This is a genomic window from Micromonospora echinospora (assembly GCF_900091495.1).
In the GTDB taxonomy this organism is placed as follows: Bacteria; Actinomycetota; Actinomycetes; order Mycobacteriales; family Micromonosporaceae; genus Micromonospora; species Micromonospora echinospora.
Map to the genome: position 1 here is coordinate 5,115,001 of NZ_LT607413.1, position 20,821 is coordinate 5,135,821.

At 70.9% G+C, this 20,821-nt stretch carries 14 protein-coding genes; 6 read left to right on the forward strand and 8 right to left on the reverse strand.

Annotated elements, in window-relative coordinates:
• Positions 1–81: 81 nt before the first annotated feature.
• Positions 82–1,443 carry a glycoside hydrolase family protein gene (locus tag GA0070618_RS22940; RefSeq protein WP_157748989.1) on the reverse strand — a complete coding sequence of 454 codons (1,362 nt, stop codon included), beginning with the start codon at positions 1,441–1,443 and terminating at the stop codon, positions 82–84.
• An 806-nt stretch (positions 1,444–2,249) separates the two neighbouring features.
• Entirely contained in the window at positions 2,250–3,014 is a 765-nt protein-coding gene (locus GA0070618_RS22945) for a hypothetical protein (protein ID WP_143740397.1), read from the reverse strand.
• Between the two features lie 355 nt (positions 3,015–3,369).
• On the opposite strand from GA0070618_RS22945, the gene GA0070618_RS22950 reads away from it, so the two are divergent.
• Complete coding sequence (locus tag GA0070618_RS22950) at positions 3,370–5,952, forward strand: helix-turn-helix transcriptional regulator (RefSeq protein ID WP_197701604.1); 2,583 nt, start codon at positions 3,370–3,372, stop codon at positions 5,950–5,952.
• A gap of 115 nt (positions 5,953–6,067) precedes the next feature.
• Here the strand turns inward: GA0070618_RS22950 and GA0070618_RS22955 are convergent, their stop codons facing one another.
• Entirely contained in the window at positions 6,068–6,706 is a 639-nt protein-coding gene (locus GA0070618_RS22955) for an N-acetylmuramoyl-L-alanine amidase family protein (RefSeq protein WP_088985760.1), read from the reverse strand.
• A gap of 244 nt (positions 6,707–6,950) precedes the next feature.
• Between GA0070618_RS22955 and GA0070618_RS22960 the strand changes: the two genes are divergently transcribed.
• A complete protein-coding gene (locus GA0070618_RS22960; protein WP_088983468.1) occupies positions 6,951–7,406 on the forward strand; it encodes a hypothetical protein in 456 nt (151 codons plus the stop codon).
• Between the two features lie 137 nt (positions 7,407–7,543).
• Complete coding sequence (locus GA0070618_RS22965) at positions 7,544–9,823, forward strand: hypothetical protein (protein WP_231931413.1); 2,280 nt, start codon at positions 7,544–7,546, stop codon at positions 9,821–9,823.
• 84 nt (positions 9,824–9,907) lie between these two features.
• Here GA0070618_RS22965 and GA0070618_RS22970 read toward each other — a convergent pair whose 3' ends face one another.
• The 4 genes from GA0070618_RS22970 to GA0070618_RS22985 form a co-directional block, all read right to left on the reverse strand.
• A complete protein-coding gene (locus GA0070618_RS22970; protein ID WP_088983470.1) occupies positions 9,908–10,339 on the reverse strand; it encodes an ankyrin repeat domain-containing protein in 432 nt (143 codons plus the stop codon).
• 41 nt (positions 10,340–10,380) lie between these two features.
• Positions 10,381–12,333 carry a potassium transporter Kup gene (locus GA0070618_RS22975; protein ID WP_231931414.1) on the reverse strand — a complete coding sequence of 651 codons (1,953 nt, stop codon included), beginning with the start codon at positions 12,331–12,333 and terminating at the stop codon, positions 10,381–10,383.
• A gap of 115 nt (positions 12,334–12,448) precedes the next feature.
• Positions 12,449–13,135 carry a TetR/AcrR family transcriptional regulator gene (locus GA0070618_RS22980; RefSeq protein ID WP_088983472.1) on the reverse strand — a complete coding sequence of 229 codons (687 nt, stop codon included), beginning with the start codon at positions 13,133–13,135 and terminating at the stop codon, positions 12,449–12,451.
• Position 13,136: 1 nt separating this feature from the next.
• Positions 13,137–14,039 (reverse strand): alpha/beta fold hydrolase, encoded by a 903-nt coding sequence (locus GA0070618_RS22985; protein WP_088983473.1) that lies wholly within the window; start codon positions 14,037–14,039, stop codon positions 13,137–13,139.
• A 141-nt stretch (positions 14,040–14,180) separates the two neighbouring features.
• Here GA0070618_RS22985 and GA0070618_RS22990 point away from each other — a divergent pair, with 141 nt between their 5' ends.
• Both GA0070618_RS22990 and GA0070618_RS22995 read left to right on the forward strand, forming a co-directional pair.
• Entirely contained in the window at positions 14,181–15,131 is a 951-nt protein-coding gene (locus tag GA0070618_RS22990; protein WP_157748990.1) for an extracellular catalytic domain type 1 short-chain-length polyhydroxyalkanoate depolymerase, read from the forward strand.
• 415 nt (positions 15,132–15,546) lie between these two features.
• Positions 15,547–17,580, forward strand: coding sequence for a heavy metal translocating P-type ATPase (locus GA0070618_RS22995; protein ID WP_088985761.1), 2,034 nt, complete (start codon positions 15,547–15,549; stop codon positions 17,578–17,580).
• 45 nt (positions 17,581–17,625) lie between these two features.
• Here the strand turns inward: GA0070618_RS22995 and GA0070618_RS23000 are convergent, their stop codons facing one another.
• Positions 17,626–19,023 (reverse strand): glycoside hydrolase family 43 protein, encoded by a 1,398-nt coding sequence (locus tag GA0070618_RS23000; protein WP_231931415.1) that lies wholly within the window; start codon positions 19,021–19,023, stop codon positions 17,626–17,628.
• A 651-nt stretch (positions 19,024–19,674) separates the two neighbouring features.
• Between GA0070618_RS23000 and chvE the strand changes: the two genes are divergently transcribed.
• Positions 19,675–20,817, forward strand: a complete 1,143-nt coding sequence (chvE, locus tag GA0070618_RS23005; RefSeq protein ID WP_088983475.1) for a multiple monosaccharide ABC transporter substrate-binding protein — start codon at positions 19,675–19,677, stop codon at positions 20,815–20,817.
• The last annotated feature ends 4 nt before the right edge of the window (positions 20,818–20,821 follow it).

Genomic DNA, 20,821 nt, shown 5'->3' on the forward strand with positions numbered 1-20,821 from the left:
GGGTCGTAGTGGGTACCGGCCCGGTCCTGCACCGACCTGGATGGAGGTGTCAGGACCGGGGCCGGTGGTGCGACCGCCGGGTCAGCCGTTGCCTCGGTCGTGGGGAACGGTGACGGTGACGGTGCAGCCGAGCGGACGGCCGATCTCGTCGTGGCCGGCGTAGGTCAGGTGGTAGACCCGGTCGCCGCCGTTGCCGGGGCGACTTGCGCGGAGTCGCCCGCCGAAGTCCGCGGTGCCGTCGACGAACCCCTCGACGTCCTCAGCCGTACCGCCGGTGACCCCGGTCAGGGTGAGCGCGTTCGGTCCGAGCACGCCGTTGGGCAGATCCGCCGTCACGGTGACCTCGACCATGCGGTGGTTCGGGGGCCAGAGCACCGGTCGGTCCACCACGCAGTCCACCGGACGGGTGGGCGGCGGTTCGGCCAGGTTGGCCACCGCGTGGCCGATGGTCGCGGTGAGTCGCCCACCCGCCTCGTAGTACATGTGCACGGTCTGGCCGTCGAAGTAGAAGGTCGGCGCGGCCGAGCGGCCCAGGTCCGGCGCGACGGTCATCGAGTCGTGCACCATGCCGAGGTGGGTCTCCTGGTCGAAGTCGTCACCGACGTCGACGGCGTGCATGTTGCCGTCGGCCGCGTGGAAGATCACCAGGTTGCGGTTCTCCCAGCGCAGGAAGAACGGCCCCGAGGCGTTGGGGCCCTGGATGCCCCGAGGGGTCACCAGCGGCTCCGGTTGGATCGTCCAGGTCCTCGCGTCGTGGGACACCGCCCAGCGGATCCGGCGTGACACGGGTCCGGTCGGCCCCGGCAGCGCCGCCGTGGGGTTGTCCATGAACACCATCAGGTAACGCGTACCCAGCCTCGGTACCGACTGCTCGAAGACCCGGGCGTAGGAGGTCTCGCCACCGGTGGTGGCGTCCCGGCTGACGGCGGTGCCGCCGTAGCTGAAGTGGATGCCGTCGTCCGAGGTGGCGTACCGGGTGATGGAGTTCTCGCCGTGGAAGTAGAGGAAGAGCTTCCGCTCGCCCTCGACCCAGATCGCGTGCGGTGAGGAGACGTGGCTGACCGTCGAGTAGTGCGGTAGCCAGCTGTTGCTGATCAGCGGGTTGGCGGCGTACTCGGTCCAGGGGCCGTTGATCGAGTCGGCGTAGGCCAGGGCGATGCCGCCGGGGCGCTCGTGGGGGGCGTAGTACAGGTAGTAGGTGCCGAGGGGGTTCGGGAAGTAGTCGGCGGCCCGGATGATGCTCGGGAAGATGAACTCGTTGGTCGGGTTGTAGTCGAGGGTGCTCTTGTCGAAGGCGTTGCCGACGTAGCTGAACTGCGGGAAGGCGAAGTTCGAATCGGCCGCGGCGGCCGGCGGGGCGCCGGCGAGGGCGGTGACCAGCAGCCCGGCGCCGGCTGCTGCGGCGGCGGCGCGGCGGCGTGGCACGAGGGATGTTCGCGTCATGCGTCTTCCTTTCAGGGGTGGAATCGGACGCAGGGCGGTACCGGGACGGGCGGTACGGGGACGGGCGCCGATGGGGGAACGCGGACATGGTTCGGCGTCGGCCCACGTCTGCCGCGATGTTGGTGACTGGTGGAGCTCAAGGTGACACTCCGTGATGCATCGGCAGGGCGTGAGCTGACTGCGAGTGAGTCAGAACGGCTTGCTAATACGTATTACTAACTTGTTTCTCGAATCTTGCTGGGCGAGTTGGCGCCCTGTCAAGAGGTTGCGGCCGAAGCGTCTCCCATGGCGGGACTGCGGCGCGCCGCGTTGGCGGCGGCGCCTGGGGGCGGCTCGTTAATCCGCATTAGTTCAGGGAGTTCATCGGCCCGAAATCTTGCGTCACCCCTTGACGTCGACCGGGTCGGCCCGCGCGGCCCGCTTCCGGTCCCGGGTGCCGACGCGTATCGGGGGCCGCGGCGGATGCCACCGTGCCCCCCCGGCATCCCGGCGCGTCACCCAAAGTGACGGAGTGGAGTTGGCGGGCGTCAGTCGGGTAATCGTGTCGCGGGTGCTCGACAACCACGCGACGCCGACGCGTGAGTCGCCCCGGGGCCCGGAACGGAAGCTGCCGGCGGCCGCCGAGACCGGACACCCTGGCGACCCGGCACGAACAGGTCGAGAACACAGACCGGACGGGCCTGTCGGTGACAGGCCCGTCCGGGGTGTGACCTCAGGAGGTCACGTCGGCAAGGATCAGAGTCGACGCTTCTTGGCGCCGCCCCAGCAATTCCGGATCAGACGCGGGCACCGATGCGATCGGAAGCTCATCGATACGAGGCGAATGACGAGATCCGGTCGTTCCAGCCGATGTCTTCGAGGTAGTTGTGGGTCGTTCCCGGCGGCCACCAGAACGTCGATCCGGTGTAGTTGGCGTGCTCCCAGACGACCAGGTAGGACACGGCAGATGTCCATACCGAAGAGGCCTTGTCGTTGTAGGAGCCGCAGAATGGGCAGGGCATCGACACCTTCGACAGATCCGAATACCCCCAGCCGTCCTCCACCCAGAGCCCGTAGCCTCCCAGGTGCATGTGCTCCCACAGGACCGAACCGGTGTAAGGCCATTCCTGCGTCGACGGGCCGGTCGCCTCCTTGCCGGCTTCGACGAAGCCCCAGCCTCGCCGCGGCGTGCGGGGGTCGGCGTTCTTCACCGGCTTGGCCAGCGCGTGTGCCGGCCCGCCCCGACCACTCACGAACCGCTCGAAGTCGGCGGGCTTGGTGAAGACGGCAAGCCGCCCCTCCGGAAGCGGGGCCATGTAGAGCGGCCGTCCATTGTACTTGGTGATGGTGTCCGGACTGACCGATCTGCCGTCGATGGTGATGGGAACGCGCGGTACCCGATGCACAATCGGTTTGTCTCCTGCTTGGCCCGGACCGGTCGCCGAGGGACTGTCGAGCGGGGCGGCGGCAGCCGGGGTGCCGGCGGTCAGTGCCGTCGTGGCGATGAGTGTCGCGGCGGCGAGAACCGCTACGAGTCGGCCAGGAAGCCGTGAATCGCGACGTGGCCGAATCGCGTTGGTGAGTGCTTTCATGGGGTCCTCTCCAGGGATCGGGACGGCGACTCTCCACAGGATCCCGTCGCCGTCGGTGCGGCCCGAGCGGGCACGTAATGAAAGCTATTGGTGGCGCAGGTCCATGTCGTGAGTAGTGCGGTACTCATCTGCCAGGGTGCGCCGGGGCGAGCGAGGAGAAGGCGCGGTTCCCCGGCTTTCGGGCGGGCTACGGCCCGACCGGGGCGGAGGCGCGGCTGGCGTGGGGCGACATCGGCTGCCGGCGTGGGTCGGCATCGCCGCCGGGAGGGGGAAGACATCGGGCAATCGCTGTTCGAGGCTGTTGCATCACCGCGAGTGACATTAGCCTTCATTTATGGGGCGAGCGTGGCCGTTCGTGGGACGCCAAGAGGAGCTACGTGCGATCGAGGCCGTCGTCCGGGCCGGTGCCGGACGCGGCACACTGCTGGCCGGACCGGCCGGGGTGGGAAAGACCAGGCTGGCGCGCGAAGCGGTCACGCTGGCGGGGCAGCAGGGCGCCACCACTCGCTGGGTCGTCGGTACCGCGTCGTCGCGTGGGCTCGCCCTGGGAGCGTTCGCGGGGCTGCTCGGCGTGCTGCGCGGCGACCCGACCGGGGTCGTGGCCGAAGCCGTCCGGGCGTTCTCGTCGGGTGCGAGCAACGGTCAGGTGGTCCTCGGGGTCGACGACGCCCATCTGCTGGACGACATGTCGGCGCTCCTGGTGCACCAACTCGTCGTGCAGGGTGCGGCGGTGGTGGTGGTCACCGTGCGCACCGGCGAGGCGGTGCCGGAGCTCGTCACGCGACTGTGGAAGGACGGCCACATCGAGAGGTTCGAGGTGGGGCCGCTCGGGCCGCAGCGGACCGGATCGTTCCTGGAGGCGGTGCTGGGCGGTCCGGTGGAGCGGACGAGCGTGCACCGCGTATGGGAGATCACCCAGGGCAACCTGTTGTACCTGCGGCATTTCGTCGCCGGGGAGGCCGAGGCCGGCCGACTGCAGCAGGTTCGGGGCATCTGGCGGTGGTCCGGCGCGGCACTGATGTCACCTGGGCTGACGGAACTGGTGACGATCCGGATGGGCGAGTTGACCGAGCCGGAGGGCCTGGTGGTCGACGTGCTCGCCCTCGCGGAACCGCTGGATGTCCGCCTGCTCGCCGGGTTCGCCGAACCGTCGGCGATCGAACGGGCCGAGGAGACCGGTCTCATCCGCGTCGAGAAGGTCGGGCGACGGCTCGAAGCCAGGCTGGCGCATCCCCTCTTCGGAGAGGTCAGGCGGGCCCGCATGGGGACGCTGCGGGCGCGGCGACTACGCGGACGGGTCAGTCAGGCGCTCGCCGAAGCCGGATATCGCCAGGCCGACGACATCCTCCGGCGCGCCGTGCTGGCCCTGGACTCGGACCTCGAACCGGACGGGCGGCTGCTGATCGAGGCGGGCCGCCGTGCCGGCCAGCTCTGTGACCTGCCACTGGCGGTACGGCTCGGGCGAGCGGCGGAGGCAGCCGGCGGCGGGTTCGAAGCATCCATGATCGTCTTGGGCGCCCTCCATGGGCTGAGTCGTCCCTCGGACGCCGACTCCGCAGTGCTGACGGCGACTGCCGGGACAGACGCCGAGCTGGTCCGGGCCACCATGGCTCGGACCATGGACCTTGCGTGGATGTCATCCCGGCCAGCCGAGGCGGAGGCGATTCTCGAAGCCGCCGAGTCGCAGGTCTCGGAGGAGGACGGCCGGCGGCAGCTCATGGCCCTACGCGCGATGTTCGACGGACAACTCGCCCGCCCGGTTCGGGCGATCGAGGCTGCGGTGAAGGCACTCGAATCGCCGCTGCTGCCCGACGACTCCGTCCTCCTCGCCACGGTCGGATACGTCATCGGCCTGGCCACCGTCGGCCGGGCCGACGAACTCGCCGCCCTGGCGACGCAGGGCGTGGCTGCGGCAGGCCGCGCGGGGGAGTACGCCTTCCTGCAGTTCCCGCTGATCACCGCGCAGCTGGCCGGTCTGCGCCTGGCCGGCTACCTCGGGCAGGCCGCTGACGTGGCGCACGGTTGCTGGGAGTCGGTCCAGGGGCTGGAGTTGCCGACGGCGATCGCCAGCATGCTGATGGGCGACGTGCTCCTGGCCCAGGGCCGGCCGGTCAGCGCCCTGCGCTGGCTGCGTGAGGCATACGCCGCCCTCGAACCGTTCGACCGGGCTGGTGGCTTCGAACACGCATGCCTGATCCCGCTCGTCCGCGCGCTGGCCCTCACGGGTGACCTGACGGCCGCGACGGAAGCATCGGCGAAGCTGCGTGCCCGGGAGCACCCGATGATCCGGTGCCTTCGGCCGGACATGCTGCTGTCGCAGGCATGGCTGGCTGCGGCGCAGGGAGTGTCGAGCGAGGCGATCGCGCTCGCGCGCGAGGCGGCGTCGGTGGCGTCGGTGGCCGGACAGTCCGCCCACGAGGTCCTGGCCCTGCACACGGCGACCTGCCTCGGTGACCGGTCAGCCGTCGAGCGGCTCGCCGCGTTGACCCGTCAGGTGGACGGCCCACGCGCACGGGCCGCCGCCGCGCAGGCGAGCGCGTTGGCGGCAGACGACGGCGATGCCCTCCGGGCGGTATCGGACATGCTGGAACGAATGGGAGACCTGTTGGCTGCCGCCGACGCGGCCGCGCAGGCGACCGTCGCGTACCGGAGAACGCGGCGGCGCGGGGCCGCCTATCAGGCCGAGGCACGGGTACGCCGGTTGATCGAAAGCTGCGAGGGGATCGGGACACCCGCGACAAGGGCTACGGTCCACCCGCTGCCCCTCACCGGGCGGGAACGGGAGATCGGCACCCTGGCCGCGCAGGGCATGTCCAACCGGGAGATCGCGCGACGGCTGGTGGTGTCGGTGCGCACCGTCGAGAACCACCTCTACAGGATCAACACCAAACTGGGCATCAGCAGCCGGGACGAGCTCACTGACGTGCTGGGCAGCTAGACGCGAGGACCCTCCGGGGGTGGTGCGGCCTCTTCGGCGCGATCCACCTCCTCCGGAGGCCCCTCACCTGTTTCGCGATCCCAGTCGTGCCATCACCCGTCCGTGCCGAGGACGGCTAGAGGCCGAGGTAGCTGGCGATGCCGTTGGCGTGCCCGCGCGCGGTGGCCGTGATGAATGCGGCGCTCTTGAGCAGGTTCGCGTTCGCGACGGTGTCGATGAAGAGGTTTTCGGTCAGGACCGCGGGCATGGCGGTCGCCCGCAGTACGTGGAAGTTCGCGGTCTTCATGCCGCGGTCGGTGACCGAGGCGACGGAGCGCATGCCCGACAGGACCCGGGAGTGGATCGCGCTGTGCAGCGCGGCGGTGTTGCCGGTGGTCCCCGGGTACCGGTAGGACTCGAAACCCGTGCCACCGCCGGAGTTGATGTGGATGCTGACGAAGATCGTGGCGCCCCACGCGTTGGCGTCGTCGGTGCGGTACGTGAGACTGCGGGTGATGTCGGTGGTGCGGGACATCCGCACGTCGACGTTCCAGTTGGCCTTCAGGATGTCGCGCGTCTGGAGCGCGATGTTGAGGGTGAGGGCCTTCTCGGTCAGGCCGTTTCCGACCGCGCCGGGATCGGTGCCCCCGTGCCCGGGGTCGAGGTAGACCTTCGGGACCGCCGCATGCGCGGTTCCGGCCACCCAGGGCGCCGCGACGAGACCAGCGGCGGCGGCGAGCAGGGTGCGGCGACGCGCTGAGGAGTTACCGATCATGAGCACCTCTCCACGGAAGTAGGATGCCGGGAAGCCGCCGGGGCCGTCCCGTACCCGTACGGGCTGGTACCGGGCCACTGTAATGCATGTCGATATTGAAATAAATAGATGGCTCCGGTGGTTGTGGCAGCGCCGGCCGAGGTCGTGCGGGTGCGGGGTCGGTGACGCACTCACGGTGCGGTTACGGGCACGAGCGGTCAGATCGGAGACAGTGGCGACCGGGTGGTCTCCGTACCGTGCCGACATGACTGACAACATGCCGACAGCCGGCGGGCAGGCCTGGTCGTTCCGGCTCGGCGCGGACGAGGCGGGCCGGGTCGTTCGCGCCCTGCGGGAGTACGAAGCCGCCCACCCGGGGGAGCCGGTCCCCGTGGGCGACGTGATCCGGGAGACCACCGGTCGGGAACCCACCCGGTCGGACGTGCTGCCCCCGAAAGTGGACCCGGCGGCGGTGGGGCCCTCCTGGGAGGTGGGGCCGTTCAAGATGGGACTCATGCCGTCCGCGCAGCTCGCCGGGCTGGAGTACACCGCCGCCGACGACCGGGTCCAGGTGGCGGTGTTGACGTTGCCGGAGCTGGCGGCGTTGACCCCCCTGTTCGAGCAGGTCACGGAGCACGGGGCGGGGGACGGCCGCAACGTCGACGTGGCGGCGGCGTGCCGGGACCTGATCGGGCGTGACCCGTTCGAGAACGCCGGGTAGCCGAACGCCACGCGGCCAGGGCCGGACCGGTCTCCCGGTGGTGATCACCGAACCGGCGGAGTTGGTCGAAGTGGTCACGCGGCAGCAGGTCGGCCACTAGCGTGAATCCGGATCGGCAGCTGCCGGGAGGCGGGACATTGGCGCACGAGGTGGTGGAACTCCGGGTGCACGGGGTCTCCGGGGCCACCGCCGAGACACTGCTGGACCACCCGGTCGTGATCCGGGTGGCCGGCGACGACAACGCCGGCTTCTACCGCCCCCGCCCCGGGTTCGGACCCGACGGGGCGTCGGGCGGGCTGCGGACCGAGGCGTACCGCTGGGGTTCGCTGACCGCCGGGGCCGCCGTACGAACCCTGTCCCTGTTGTTCCTGCTGCCGTTCATGCTGATCAACCTCGCCGTCTGGACCCGACCGGCGACCGGCGGGGCGGGTGGGATCATCGGGCCGCTGTGCCGGCTGCTCGCCGCCACCCTGACCGCCTCATACGTCCTCTCCGTGGTGGGGGTGACCGTCGACATCGTCGGCTGGCAGTGCGTCCCCTACCGCCCCTGCACCCATGGCCGCGGCTACCTGTCCTGGCTGGGGGAGCTGCCCCTCGGTCTGCGGCTGGCCCTGCTCGCGCTGCTGCCGATCGGCGCGCTGCGCCTGCTGTGGTGGATCGGGGAGCGATCCGCCCGGGCGTTCGAGGCGTTCTCGGCGCCGGACGGGCAGGGCAGCGCCGCCGGCGAGGACCGGATCGACCGCCCCGGCTTCTGGAACGACGCGCTCGTCGTGCAGCGGTTGCGCGCCATCCACGTGGCGGTCGGGCTGGGCGTGCTCACCGCGATCCTGCTCGGCGCGCAGATCCACATCCACCCCACGCCGGTCTCGTACGTGCTCTTCGTGGCCGTCTGGTTCCAGCTGGCGGCCTGTGTGGTCCTGCTCTGTGTGCCCGCCCGACACACCAGGGAGGGGCCCGGTCGGGGCCTGGTCGACATGCGCGGCATGCGGGCGCTGCAACGGGTCGCGATCGGGCTCACCCTGCTGGCCCTCGGTTACACCGCGCTGCCGTTCGCACCGGATCCACCACGCGGGCAGCTGCCCGGGCACGAGGGCGCGGTGGCCGCGTTGATCGGGGTCCAGGCCGGTCTGCTGGGCATTCTCGTCGTCACCACGCTCCAGCAGCGCCGCAGGAGCCGGACGGCGGCCACGTCCTGGCTGGGCGGACTGGCCACCCCGGTGTTCGCCACCGCGGCGGTCGCCTCCTCGTACGGGTTCGCCGCCGCCCTCGTCTACCGCGTCGCCGACCTGCTCGACCGGGGGGCCATCCCCAACCCGGCGCGGCCCAACCCCGCCGGCGGACCGCCGCTGGAGCCACCCGTCCCCTACCGCTGGGCGGCGCTCGCCGGACTGGTCGCCGTCCTGCTCGTCGCCGCAGCCGTCCTCTGGCGGATCGCGACGACCCGACGGCGGCGTCGCCGCCTGGCCGACGAGATCGTCGCGCGGGACTTCCCCGACCCGTCGCCGGACGCCCTGCCCCGGCGCGTCACCGTGCGGGAGACAGTCGCCCGGGCCGCGGTCGCCGATCAGTTCGGACCGATCTTCACCATCTTCCTGGTGCTCTCGCTGCTGGGCGTGACGACGGTCGCGCTGGATCTGGTCGGTATCGGCCCGGCGGAACTGAGCCGGAAACTGGCCGACACCGACGGGGAGGCGGCCACGCGACTGGCGCTCGCGACCGATGTCGGGATGTACGTCATCGGACTGGTGGCGCTGGGGATCGTCGCGCTCGGGCTGCTGTCCTACCGGTCCGAGGAGACCCGTCGCACGATCGCGGTGATCTGGGACCTGGGCACCTTCTGGCCGCGCACGGTGCATCCGTTCGCGCCGCCCTGCTACGCCGAGCGGGCGGTGCCGGAACTCGCCAAGCGGATCACCGCCATGGCCGCCCAGGGCGGAGTCGTCCTCTCCGGGCACAGCCACGGATCGGTCCTCACCGCCGCCGCTCTCCTCCAGCTGCCGGACACGGTACTACCCCGGGTGGCGCTGCTCACCCACGGCAGCCCGCTGCACCGCGTCTACGCCCGGCTCTGCCCGGCCTTCCTCGGCGACGGAACGCTGTACGAGGTCGGCAACCGAATCGGCTGGCGATGGGTGAACCTGTGGCGGGACACCGACCCGATCGGCGGTCCGATCTTCTCCGCCCACCGCCCGAACGAGCCACCACGCGTGGCCGGACCCGCGGGTGCGGTCGACCGGCGGTTGCGCGACCCCCGTGGGCTGACCGTGGATCCGGACGACACCGTCCCGCCACCGATCCACCAGCACTGGCCGTACCACACCGATGAGGCGTACGCGACGGCTGTTCGCGAGCTGGCCGCACGGCTCGATCCGGACGCACCGCCGACGGACGCGAGAACCACGAGCCGAGCGTCGTGACCGCCCTGGCCGACGTCTCCGCCGACTGTCTCGCCTGAGTAACCGGGGGTTCCGGCCGTACGTCGGCCCGCGCGACAGGGCGTCTCAGATGCCCGTCGTGGGGGAGCGGGCACCAGCAGCCCGGAGCAGATCGGCTGTCGACGAGTGGTCGCCGCGTAGCGCCCAGTCCAGTGGCGCGTAGCCGGTGCCCCGGTCCTCGCGGAGGTTCGGGTCCGCGTGGTGGGCGAGGAGTTCCCGGACGACGTCGGTGTGTCCCCAGGCCGCCGCGGCGCACAGCGGCGTTCCCTCCTGGCCGTGGCCGCTCTCGGTGTCCGGCGCGGCGCCGGCCTCCAGCAGGAGCCGCACGAGGTCGACCGCGCCGTGCACCGACGCCTGGTACAGCGGGGTCGTACCGTCGGGGTCGGCCGCGTCGGGGTCCGCCCCGAGGCGCAGGAGGGCACCGGCGACCGCCGCGTCGTCGCGTAACACCGCCGCCATCAGACGCCTGGTGAGCTTCTTCCGCTTGCGGGTGTTCACGGCCCTCAGGGTAGGCACGTGCCGCGCTCGGCGGACGCCCGCTACACCTCGATGTGGGAACCCATGATCACCGTGCGGTTGCGGGGCAGGCCGAAGTGTTCGGCGGCGTCGGCGGTGAGGTAGGACGTGGCGATGAACAGCCGCTTGCGCCAGAGCGCCATCGTCGGCAGGTGACCCGGCCGGATTTCGACCTTCGACAGGAAGTACGACGCCTCGTCCAGCCGCATCCGGCCCTCGGCGGCGGCCGGGTCGACCCGCCGGAGCACCTCGGGCACGTTCGGTGCCTCCATGTAGCCGAAGCGGGCGGTGACGTGGACGATCCCGTCGTCGGCGTAGCCGAGATCGTCGACGACGATGTGCTGGTCGGCGGGGATCCGGGGCACCGGTTCGGTCAGGATCGACAGGATCAGCACGTGTTCGTGGCGAACGTGGTTGTGCTCGACGTTGGCGCGCATGGCCAGCGGCGCGGTCTGCGCGCGGGGGGTGAGGAAGACCGCCGTACCCGCGACCCGCCGGACGTCCCGCGGGTTGTTGCGCAGCTCGTCGACGAAGTCACGCAGCGACCCCTCGCGGCGCTGGCGCTCCGCGGCGACGAGTTGGCGACCGCGCTGCCAGGTGGTCATGGTGGTGAACGCGGTCAGGCCGATGAGCAGCGGCAACCACGCCCCGTGGATCAGCTTGGTCGTGTTGGCCGCGACGAACAACAGGTCCACCACCAGCAGCGGGGCGGCGCCGAGGGCGAGCAGCCACCGCGAAACGCGCCACCTCCAGTGGCTGATGTAGAAGAACATCAGGGTGGTGATGGTGATCGTCGCGGTCACCGCCATGCCGAACGCGTACGCCAACGCCGCCGAACTCCGGAAGGCGAACACCAGGGTGAGCACCGAGACCATCAGCAGCCAGTTGATCCACGGCACGTAGATCTGCCCGATCGTGGATTCGGAGGTGTGCGTGACGCGCAGCCGGGGCAGGTAGCCCAGTTCGGCGGCCTGCGACGCGACCGAGTACGCGCCGGTGATCACCGCCTGGGAGGCGATCACCGTCGCCGCGGTGGCCAACACGACCAGCGGCAGCCGTCCCCAGTCGGGCACGAGCCGGAAGAACGGCGCGCCGACGTTCGTCGGGTCGCGCAGGATGAGCGCTCCCTGACCCAGATAGCTCAGCACGCAGGCGGGGAACACCAGGGCCAGCCAGGCCCGGGTGATCGACCGGCGACCGAAGTGCCCCATGTCCGCGTACAGCGCCTCCGCGCCGGTGACCGCGAGCACGATCGCGGCCAGGGCGAAGAACGCCACACCGAAGTGACCGGCCAGGAAGTCGAGCGCGTAGGTCGGTGACAACGCCCGGAGGATGCCCGGGTGCCGTGCGATGCCCGCGATGCCGCACACGGCTATGGTGACGAACCAGATGATCATGACGGGGCCGAAGAGCCGACCGACGGCGCCGGTGCCCCGCCGCTGTAGCAGGAACAGCACCACGATGATCACCGCGGTGATCGGCACGACGAGGTCGGTCAGCGACGGTTCGACGATCTTCAGCCCCTCCACGGCGGACAGCACCGAGATCGCCGGGGTGATCATGCTGTCGCCGAAGAACAGCGCGGCGCCGAAGATGCCCAGGGCGGCGAGTGCCGGGGCGGCCCGTCCGCCTTCTGCCGCCGATCGCCGCAGCAGGGTGATCAGCGCCATGATGCCGCCCTCGCCCTGGTTGTCGGCGCGCATCGCCAGCAGCACGTAGGTGACCGTGACGATGATCATCACCGACCAGAACACCAGCGAGACGACCCCGAACACGCTCTCCGGGCTGACCGGGACGGGATGGGGATCACCCGGATTGAAGACGGTCTGCATGGTGTAGATCGGGCTGGTGCCGATGTCACCGAACACCACGCCGATCGCGCCCACCACGAGCGCGTTGACGTGCGGACCGCGGGCCGCCAGGGAGCGCGATGCGGCCCCGCTGTCCGGCCCGTGCGATCCCTGCGCGTCCGTCACGACGAACCCTTCTCTGACGCATCGGGGTGGTCGTCGCATTGTCCCAGCACGTCAGGGCGGCCACCGCCGTGTCCGGGCAGATCGCCGGACCGGGTCGTGGGGCCGGGTCGCCGGATCAGCGCAGCATGTTGCGGGCGAGGGTGGCGTACTGGTCGGCGAGGTCGTCGACGGTGATGCCCAGGGCCGGGGTCCACCACTCGGCGACCCGGATGCCCATGGCCCCGATGGCGGCGACGGCGATCAGGGGGTCGACGTCGGTGCCGAACGCGCCGAGCTGCCGGCCGCGGTTGATGACGTCCAGGATCAGCCGTTCGGAATCCAGTCGGACGGCGGCGATCTCGTCGCGGGCCGCGCCGTCCAGCGTGCCGAGCTCGCGGTTGGCGACCCGGGCCAGCAGCGGGTAATCGGCGTGCATGCGGACGTGGGCCCGGGTGAGTGCGGCCAGTTGGTCGCCGGGGTCGGATCCGCAGTCGAGGAGGGCCTGACGCAACCGGTCGCGGTGTTCGATGTGCCCGAGGCGTAGCAGGTCCGCCAACAGGTCGGCCTTCGACGGCACGTGGGCGTAGATCGAACTCGCGTGGATGCCGACGCCCGCTGCCAGGTCGCGCACGGAGACGGCGTGGTAGCCGCGTGCGGCGAACTGGCGCAGCGCCTCCGCCTGGATGCGTCGACGTGTGCCGCCTGCCGTCGCGCGCGGTGGCAGCGGATCCGTCGCGTTCTGGGCCGGCGGGCTGGCGGCGACGATCTCGGTCAGCAGTCGGGCGGTGTCGGCGGTCGGGGCCGGACGCTTGCGACCGGTCACCTCATCTGCCGCACTGCTCGGCGAACGCGACCAGGGCGTCGGCGCAGCTGGTCGCGCCGTGGTCGGCCAGCGCGACGGTGTAGTGCGTGGTGCCCGAGATCCGCTGGTGCGCGAACCGACTCACCGCACCGCCTTCCGCCTGCACGACCGCGTCGGGGTACAGCGGCGGCTGGTCCGGATAGAAGCCCTCCTCGGCGGTCAGCAGTGTCACGGGCACCGTGATCGCCGCCAGCCGCCTGCGCAACAGGTCGGCGTCGAGGGTGTCCAGGTAGTCCGCGCGAATCGCCGCCTCGGACGCCCGGGGCCTCAGGTGCGGCGCGGTGCCGCCGAGGTCGTAGTCCAGGTACGCGTGCACCCACGGTCCCCACACCTCGGCCGGGAACGCCGGCAGCGCCCGCCAGTAGTCGTGGTACTCCTCCCGGCTCGCGAACTCCTGCCGCAGCCGGGCCAGTTGCGGGCCCAGCACGACGTCCAGCAGCGCGGCCGGGTCGACGCCGGGCGGGGCCGTGAGCGGCAGCCCGCCGTCGACCATCATGACGCCCGCGACCCGGTCCGGGTGCTCGGCGGCAAGCGCGACCGCGGCGAACGCCCCCATCGAGTGTCCGACGACGACGCAGTCGTCGAGCCCGAACGCCTCCATCGCCGCGGCGACGTCACGGGCATGCTGACTCATGCCGTGGGGACCGTCCGGCTTGTCGCTGCCCCCACGGCCGCGCAGGTCCAGAGCCAGCAGCGGGCGTCGCCCGGCCAGCCGTTCGGCGATACCGACGAAGTTGACGTAGGACGCGGTGATCCCGTGCAGGGCCACGATCGGCCGGCCACGCCCCGGCCAGAACCCGAACGCCAGCTCCACGGCGTCCCCGGCGACCCGCCCCTGTGCTTCCCGGTTCGCCACCACGCCCATGGCGCTCTCCTCGTCTCCCGGCAAACGAACGTTTGGACGGGGGAAAGTCTCCGGTCTGCGATCCCCACCGTCAACACCTTGACATAGACAGGCATGGACTTCAATGTTCCAAACAAACGACCGTTGGGAAGGGGTGCGATCATGACGTTCAACCCTGGCCGGTGGCTGCGGATGCTGGCCGCCGCTCTCGTCCTCGTCGCGGGAGCCCTCGTCGCCCCGCCGCCCGCGCACGCGGCGACGGGAACGTTCTTCTACGGCAGCTACGTCTCGGTCTACGGCACCCGGGACTACCACGGCTTCGTGCCCTCGACCTATCGGCCCGGCACGCCGATCCCGCTGGTCGTGGCGCTGCACGGCTGCACCGAGAACGACGTCGGATTCGACGTCCTCACTGGCTGGAGCGCCCGCGCGGAGCAGCACGGTTTCGCCGTCGTGATGCCGGATCAGAACAACCTGGCCAACCCGGCCGGCTGCTGGAACTGGTTCCTGCCGACGAACCAGCACCGCGGCTTCGGCGAGCCGGCGATCATCGCCGGCATCACCAACCGTGTCGCGGGCCAGTACGGCGTCGACCGCCGCCGTGTCTACGTCACCGGCATCTCGGCGGGCGGGGTGATGGCCAACATCATGGCCGTCTCCTATCCCGACGTCTATGCCGCCGCGAGCATCGTCGCCGGGTGCGAGTACCTGTGCGACATCCTGCAGAACACGACGCCGCAGCAGTCCGGTCGGGCGGCGTTGCAGGAGATGGGCAGCCGCGCCCGCACGGTGCCGGTGGTCATCTTCCAGGGCACCAGCGACATCGTCGTACCGCCGTCGACGGCGTACCGGGTCGCGGGGCAGTGGACCACCGTCGCCGGAACCGACGCCACCCCCGACGACACCGTCGACGGTCAGGTGCCGGGCGGGCGCGGCTACACGCTGCTGCGCCACCGCGACGACGCCGACCGGACGATCGTCGACCAGTACATGATCGACGGCGCCGGGCACGCGTACCCGGGCGGTTGTCCGTGCAGCCTCTACGGCGACCCGGCCGGGCCCGACGCCACCGGCATCTCCTGGGACCACTTCGTCGCCCACCCCATGCCGTAGCCGGGGTGGGGCGGCAGCGCGCGGGCCGCCCCACCCGGCCGTCCAGGCGGACGCGGCGGACGTCAGTGGGACGGATGCGACGCTGGCCGGCGACGACGCGGCGGCCCGGTTGGCAAGGGCGTCGGGTGGGACTCGGCAGGCTCGGCGCCGGCGTTCAGGGGCGCATGGAGCCCGCCGCAGTGGGTAGCCGCAGGCGGAACCCGACATGAAGGAAATCGGCGGTGCCCGGCGCCGGTCACCCGCACGAGTGGCGAGTGATCCGAGAGACATCGACACCACCTGGGCGTTTAATACCCCCCGGGGGTATCCTCGTGTCCCGAGGGAGGCGATGACGATGTCGCACGAGCACCGGGCCACGCCGACGCCGGCAGACGGTCACACCGGCACCGGCGGGCAGGGGGAGCACCACGGCCACATGGTTCACCACCGCTCCGGACACGGTGGGCACGACAAGCACGCCGGGCACGACCCGGAGACGTTCCGCCGCAGGTTCTGGCTGAGTCTGGCCCTGACGGTTCCGATCGTGGCCACCAGCCACATGGTGATGGACTGGTTCGGCTACCGGCTCGACTTTCCCGGCGTCGGCTGGGTGGGGCCGGTGCTGGGCACGGTGGTGTTCGCCTGGGGCGGGTGGCCGTTCCTGCAGGGCGCGGTCCGGGAGGTCCGGGACCGGGCGCCGGGAATGATGTTGCTGATCGCGATGGCGATCACCGTGGCGTACGTGGCGTCGCTGGCCACCTCGTTGGGCGCGTTCCACCTGGACTTCTGGTGGGAGCTGGCCGCCCTGGTCACGATCATGCTGCTCGGGCACTGGCAGGAGATGAAGGCGATCGGCCAGGCCCAGGGTGCGCTGTCGGCCTTGGCCGCGCTGCTGCCCGACGACGCCGAACGCCTCGACGCGCAGGGCCAGCCGAGGCGGGTGTCCGTCGCCGAGCTGGGGGTCGGGGACGTGGTCCTCGTCCGCCCGGGCGGACGGGTGCCGGCCGACGGCTCGGTCGTCGAGGGTGGCGCCGAGATGGACGAGTCGATGATCACCGGGGAGTCCCGGCCGGTCCCTCGGAGCACCGGCGACCGGGTGGTCGCCGGCACGGTGGCCACCGACGCGGCGATCCGGGTCCGCGTCGCGGCCGTCGGCGAGGACACCGCCCTGGCCGGCATCCAGCGGCTGGTGACGCAGGCGCAGCAGTCCAGCGGTCGGGCGCAGGTGCTCGCTGACCGGTTCGCCGCATGGCTGTTCTACGTCGCCACCGCCACCGCCGTGGCGACCGTGCTGGCCTGGACGGTGCTCGGCAACCCCGACGAGGCCGTCCTGCGCACGGTAACGGTCCTGGTGATCGCGTGCCCGCACGCTCTCGGTCTGGCCATCCCGCTGGTGATCGCGCTGTCCACTGCGGTGGCGGCCAAGGGCGGCATCCTGGTCAAGGACCGGATCGCCCTGGAGCGCATGCGCACCGTCGACGCGGTGCTGTTCGACAAGACCGGCACCCTGACCCGCGGCGAACACGTCGTCACCGGCGTGGCCGCCACCGGCACCGCCAGCGACCACGAGGTCCTGGCCATCGCGGCGGCGGTGGAGGCGGACAGCGAGCATCCCCTGGCCCGCGCGATCGTCGCCGCGGCGGCCGAGAAGGGCGGCACCCGCCGGGCCACCGGATTCCGGTCGCTGACCGGACGCGGTGTGCGCGCCGACGTCGACGGGGCCACCTACGCCGTCGGCGGACCCGCTCTGCTGCGCGAGCTGCGGGCGACCGTCCCCGACGAGCTGCGGCATCGCCAGGACGACTGGTCGCGACGCGGGGCGGCGGTGCTCCACCTGCTGCGCCTCGACGACGACGGGACGACCGTCGTCGGTGCCCTGGCCCTGGAGGACCAGGTCCGCCCCGAGGCCCGGCAGGCCATCAGGGAGCTCCGCGAGCAGGGTGTCCGCAAGATCGTGATGATCACCGGTGACGCCCGACCGGTCGCCGAGGCGGTCGCCGCCGACCTGGGGTTCCGCCCCGGCGAGGACGAGGTGTTCGCCGAGGTGCTGCCCGCCGACAAGGACGACGCCGTCGCGGACCTGCAGAAGCGGGGCCTCCGGGTGGCGATGGTCGGCGACGGCGTCAACGACGCTCCCGCCCTGGCCCGCGCCGACGTCGGCATCGCCATCGGCGCCGGCACCGATGTCGCGATCGAGTCCGCCGGCGTGGTCCTGGCCTCCTCCGACCCGCGCGGGGTCACCGGGGTGATCCGGCTGTCCCGGGCCTCCTACCGCAAGATGATCCAGAACCTGGCCTGGGCCGCCGGCTACAACGTGGTCGCCCTGCCCCTGGCCGCGGGAGTCCTGGCCTGGGCCGGCGTCACGCTCAGCCCGGCGGTCGGGGCGGTGCTGATGTCCGCCTCCACCATCGTCGTCGCGCTCAACGCCCAACTCCTGCGCCGGGTGCGACTGCGCCCGGCGGCCGAGTAGGCCGACGGTGGTCGGCTTCTGGTGCAGCCGACCACCGTCGACACCTCACCGTCGTCCGCCGCCGAACTGCCACCAGTCGACGTTGAACAGGTTGCCGCTGCCGCCGGCGAAGTGCAGGTACAGGTCCCGCGTACCCGTGGCTCCGCTCACCCCGCAGGTGGTGGTCGTCCAGTTCTGCCAGCCGCCGGTGCCACCGACGGCGCAGGTGCCGACGATCGGGCCGCCCGCGCTGTCCAGCCGTACCTCGATCCGGCCGCCGTTGGTGGCGGAGGCGACCCGTGCGGAGAAGGAGGCGGCGCCGGTACCGAAGGCGACGCCCTTGACCTTGATGTGGTCTCCGTTCTCGATCCAGCCGACGTTCATGCCGCCCTCGCGGGACGGCTCGGTCTCGATGCCGGAGCCCCAGGCGATCGTCTCGGCTTCCTGCCGGACGTACGGGTTCAGCGTGCCGACCTGGGAAGCGCCCACGGTGGTCATGTTGATCGTGGGGAAGGTGCCGTTGGCGTTGTAGGTGAACCTCTCCAGCGCGACCGAGCGCGTGTAGCCGCCCCCGCCGGGTAGCGCGCCGTTGTGGTAGAAGAAGTACGATCCGCCGTTGACGTCGATGACACCGGCGTGATTGGTGAAGCTGCTGCCCTGCCGGGGCATGATCGTCCCTCGGTACGTCCAGGGTCCGGTGGGACTGGGCGCGGTCGAGTAGGCGATGAACTCGGAGCAGCACTCCGCCGCGAAGACCATGTAGTAGAGCCCGTTGCGCTGGTAGACCCAGGGGCCCTCCTCGTAGAGGGTGGGGCGGCTGGGATTGCCGGTGCGGGTGCCGAACCCGGCGGTGGTGAGCGGGATCCGGGTCGGACTGCCCGAGAACGAAACCATGTCGGGGTTGAGCCGCACGTACCACAGGTTCGGGTTGCCCCAGTACAGGTACGCCTGCCCGTCGCCGTCGACGAAGGCGTGCGGGTCGATCTCGCCGTTGCCGACCAGTGGGCGGCCGAGCGCGTCCCGGAACGGGCCGGTCGGGCTGTCCGCCACCCCGACCCCGATCACCATCTGCCCCGTGGAACGCTGCCGGACGGGCACGTACCAGTAGAACTTTCCGTTCCGGGCGATGACGTGGCCGGCCCACGCGTTGGCATCCGCCCAGGCGAAGGTGGCCAGGTTCATGGGCACGCCGTGGTCGGTCCAGTTCACCATGTCCGCGGACGAGAACACCCGCCACTCGCGCATGGTGAAGTACGTGGAGCCGTCCTCGTCGTGTCCGGTGTAGAGGTACACCCGACCGTCGTGCACCATCGGTGCCGGGTCGGCGGTGTAGATGTGCTGGACGATCGGGTTGTCGGCGTGCGCGGTGCCCGGTAGCAGGGCGATCGCGCAGGCCAGGCTCGCCATCGCGGCGATGGCGCACCGGAGTCCCTTCCCGGCCCGGAGCAGGGCTCGTAGCTTCACGACTTACCTCCAGGGTGTCGAACGGTTTCCCGGCACGGCGACGTGCCGGCAGGCGCGTCCCAGCTCGGGTGCCCGTGCCGGTGAAGATCGACGATTGTTATCGATAACATTTGAGGTGTACTTCTCTGGAGCTCGTGCGGCATGGGCTTGAACTGGGCCGATGTCTCAAGGGGGAGCGGCGCCGAGCGGGGCGGCAACATGGCCGCATTAACGCTGACATCGAGTATTCACGATGAACGGTACGGGCCGGGCTGGTGGCCGTCAATGCGAAGCTCGTCGGTCCGGGGGAGTGCGGTGCGTGGTCGTCGGTCGGCTGCTCCTGGGGGTCGGAGCGCCCCGAAGCCATTGACAACTAACGCTGTTAGCGCTAACATGCTCGATCACGGGTTGGCCGCCCTCTGACACGCACCGCCACCACAGCTCGGGGGAGCGACACCGAGTGCGACCGCAGTCGGATTCTCACGGAGCACACCTGGTGCTCACCACGCCCGTGACGGTGTCGTGGGGCCGCCTCGGCCGGGGCGAGCCGGCCCCGGCGTCGCGCGGACGACGGCGGTGTCGCCAGCACTCACGCGACCCGACACCCCGTCCGTCGTCCCCGAACGAAGGGCTCTTGTCCAGGAGTAGGAGTACGGAGGGGAGAGGAAAGTCGTGCGCAGACGAATTCTGGCCGTTCTCGGTGGGGCGGCACTCGCCATCAGCCTGGCCGCCTGTAGTGGCGAGGGAGCCGGTGGTGGCGCGGACACCGGCGGGGACCGGGCCGCCGAGCTGACGATCGGCGTCTCGATGCCGACGCAGACCTCGGAGCGGTGGATCGCCGACGGCAACTCGGTGAAGGAGAAGTTGGAGGCGAAGGGGTACCAGGTCGACCTCCAGTACGCCGGGGACGACATCCCGACGCAGTCGCAGCAGGTCGACCAGATGATCACGCAGGGCGCGGACGTGTTGATCATCGCGGCGATCGACGGCACCGCGCTCAGCGGCCAACTCCAGGCGGCGGCGGACGCGAAGATCCCGGTCATCGCGTACGACCGGCTCATCCGGGACAGCCCCAACGTCGACTTCTATGTCAGCTTCGACAACTACAAGGTCGGCGTGGCCCAGGCGAACGCGCTGCTGGTCGGCCTCGGCCTGCTCGACCGAAACGGCGCGAAGGGCACCGCGACCGGGCCGTTCGAGGTGGAGCTGTTCGCCGGCTCGCTGGACGACAACAACGCCCATTTCTTCTTCCGGGGCGCGACCGACACCCTCAAGCCGTTCATCGACGCCGGCACGCTCCGGGTGAAGTCCGGGCAGGTGAAGATCGAGCAGGTGGCCATCCTGCGGTGGCAGCAGGAGACCGCGCAGAAGCGCATGGAGGACCTGCTCACCTCGAGCTACAACGACGGCAGCACGGTCGACGGTGTGCTGTCGCCGTACGACGGCCTGTCGCGCGGCATCATCACCGCCCTGCAGAACGCCGGCTACGGCGCGGCGGCCAGGAAGATGCCCGTGGTCACCGGCCAGGACGCCGAGATCGCCTCGGCCAAGCTCATCAACGAGGGCGTCCAGGGCTCCACCATCTTCAAGGACACCCGCCTGCTGGCCGAGCAGGCCGTGGTGGCGGCCGAGGCGTTCCTGAAGGAGAAGAAGCCGGAAGCCAACGACACCACGACGTACGACAACGGGGTCAAGGTCGTCCCGTCGTTCCTGCTGCCGGTCCAGACCGTCTACAAGGACGACATCAAGCCCGTGTTGATCGACTCCGGTTACTGGACCGCCGAGGAGGTCGCCGCCGGGCAGGCGAAGGGCTGACCCG